General features: G+C 46.6%; 5 protein-coding genes. All 5 read right to left on the bottom strand.

Going from position 1 to position 2,193, the window contains the following annotated elements:
- Window positions 1-204, bottom strand: a 204-nt coding sequence (locus B157_RS0112695; RefSeq protein WP_026308665.1) for a DUF5712 family protein, incomplete at its 3' end; no start/stop codon positions are given.
- A gap of 4 nt (window positions 205-208) precedes the next feature.
- Window positions 209-607: a BfmA/BtgA family mobilization protein gene (locus tag B157_RS35225; RefSeq protein ID WP_020603701.1), complete on the bottom strand. Its 399-nt coding sequence runs from the start codon at window positions 605-607 to the stop codon at window positions 209-211.
- A 17-nt stretch (window positions 608-624) separates the two neighbouring features.
- Window positions 625-816 carry a hypothetical protein gene (locus B157_RS0112685; protein WP_157618424.1) on the bottom strand — a complete coding sequence of 64 codons (192 nt, stop codon included), beginning with the start codon at window positions 814-816 and terminating at the stop codon, window positions 625-627.
- A 2-nt stretch (window positions 817-818) separates the two neighbouring features.
- Window positions 819-1,541, bottom strand: a complete 723-nt coding sequence (locus B157_RS36845) for a hypothetical protein (protein ID WP_020603699.1) — start codon at window positions 1,539-1,541, stop codon at window positions 819-821.
- A gap of 234 nt (window positions 1,542-1,775) precedes the next feature.
- On the bottom strand, window positions 1,776-2,099 hold the full coding sequence (locus tag B157_RS0112675; protein ID WP_020603698.1) for a hypothetical protein: 324 nt from the start codon (window positions 2,097-2,099) through the stop codon (window positions 1,776-1,778).
- Between the last annotated feature and the right edge of the window lie 94 nt (window positions 2,100-2,193).

The raw sequence follows: 2,193 nt of genomic DNA, 5'->3' as shown, positions 1-2,193 counted from the left end.
CTGGGCGGCTCCGTTTTGGTCAATTCCGGCTACCACCTCGATTTGGCTTACTTTGTCGCTGTGAGCGGAGAAAAACGCTTCCTGCTGGTGGGGTGGTAGCTGGCGGCCGGCGCTCCGGTTATTCTCTTTCTCCAGATACCCGGCTAACCGCTGACAGCTCCCGCTGTTGGCTCCCTTAATCGGACTTGAAAAGTTGGTTACCATCGGGCTACATCGTTACGCCTACCTTCTCGGCCACCTGCCGCAGCCGTTCGTTGATCTTCCGCAGATGCTCAATTTTGCCTACCCCGTTGGCGGGGTCGTCCAGCTCGTAGAGCTTACGGCTAATCAAAATCAATTCGTCTTTTATGGGTCGCAGCTGCTCCTTCTCCTGCTGTTTGATGAAGCTGATTAATCGCCGGTCGAGTGCCTTAATAGCGTCGGTAGGGTTATCAGCTTTGGGGTCGCGGGGGTCGGCTTTGGTTGCCTTGAAATACTGCACCATGGCCGCCAATAGCCCTTTATTGCTTAGTCCATACTGCTGGGCCAACTTCTCAAAGTCGGCGAAGGTCGCCGGGGATGCCGTAACATGGTGGGCCTTCTCCGGGGTATCTGTTAACTGATTCATTAATAGTTGAGTATTGATTAGTAAAGGGTTATAAAAAAAGTTAACTTTTCATTAATAGCTATAAACCGTAATTTATTGATGGTCAAATCTTTACGAAGTAAAGCAAGCCTGAGAATGACGCGAAGCGGCATTCCAGCTTGCTCTTTTACAAGACCGTACCACGCTGCACTCCGTAGGAGGGCTACACGCCACGTTTCGTCAATACGCACGATCATTTTTTAGTTAACACCTCTCTTTTTTCTTCTATAATTGGAATTACTTCTGGCTCTACTTTTTCTCCTTTAAGCTCCTTGCGTAATCTTGCTATACTTGAAGCAAGATCTTTGACAGCGTCTTCAAATGATCTTGCTATTCGACCATTAACTTTAGCCACTGTATCTTCTGATAATTGGAGACCAAGCGTTTTCAGCGATACATCCGCAAACTTTTCAAAGAAGTCAATTCTTGCCTGAGATGTATTGGGAAGACTGTCTGGCCTCCATATTCCCTTATATGCTTGACTGGCTAACCAATCAATGTGCTTGGCATTTTCAGCGTTTATAGGTTGAGTCTTAGGAATCTTTCCAGTGTAATCTGTCACTGAAATCTCCTTAACCCAAGCTAGAGACTTCATAACATAGTTTGTAAAAAGATGCTCCGATATGATGAGCGTATCGAAATCGCTGTCTGTCGAGTATTCTTTCTCCAAAGCATTACCCTTTAAACTTCGGCCAGCCATTGCACTACCGACTATAAAAATGTTTGTTGGCTCTACGTTGAATGCATCGGCTATGGTCTTTCTAAACAGAGCATATTTTAAGGGTTCATCCCGGAATACATAGGGAACATGTGCAAGTAAGAGCTTATGAGCAATAGCTTCCGGTGAAAAGTCTTCTACTAATTTGCGCCATTCATCTGCTGTGGGGTAATCCTTAGATAGTAAGCTTCCAGCCATTGTTACGGTTATTTTGTTTGTGAAGTAGCTAAAATCAGTTCATCTTAGGTTTTCTACTACTATTTTGATAGCTACTTGTGTCGATATGGTAACCGCTGATCCAAATGGCTTCATTTGGTTAGACTTGACCTTTCATCAGAACGATGTTCCGGTAGATAGCTAGTCGGGCATCTGCCTCCTGTAGACCTTCTTCGGCCTGCTCTTTGCAAGACTGCTTACGCGCTTTGGCCTGGCTTATCGTCGCTGCCGGTGCTGGTGGTAAAGGATGTTATTCCGGGCGTGAATGATATAGCTATCATTGCGCTGGATAGACTGTTCTAACCGGTTAATCTCGTCGGCTTCGCTCTGGTCGAACCAGTACCGCGCCCCCTCGCTCAGCTCCGGGCGTTTCTCGTCGGCTAACGCTTTGCGCTCAGCAATCCAGTTTAATATACGCTGCTTGTCGGCTTCGTGCCAATCAATGGTAATTTGTTCTCCGGCTATCGCCCGGCTCCGCTCGTCGTTGGCCTGGGCTTGGTTCGTTCCTGAACCGATACCCAACCAGGTAAATAAATTCATGTGAGAAAGGGGAAAAAAGGTTAGTGGTTTGTGCAGGTTAGATTAGGCCAAATCAGAATACTAAAATACTACTTCCAGCGAACATATAGGCAGG

The organism is Spirosoma spitsbergense DSM 19989 (genome assembly GCF_000374085.1).
GTDB lineage: Bacteria > Bacteroidota > Bacteroidia > Cytophagales > Spirosomataceae > Spirosoma > Spirosoma spitsbergense.
Note: the sequence above shows the minus strand (reverse complement) of the source record. Positions and strands in the feature narration are given on the sequence as shown.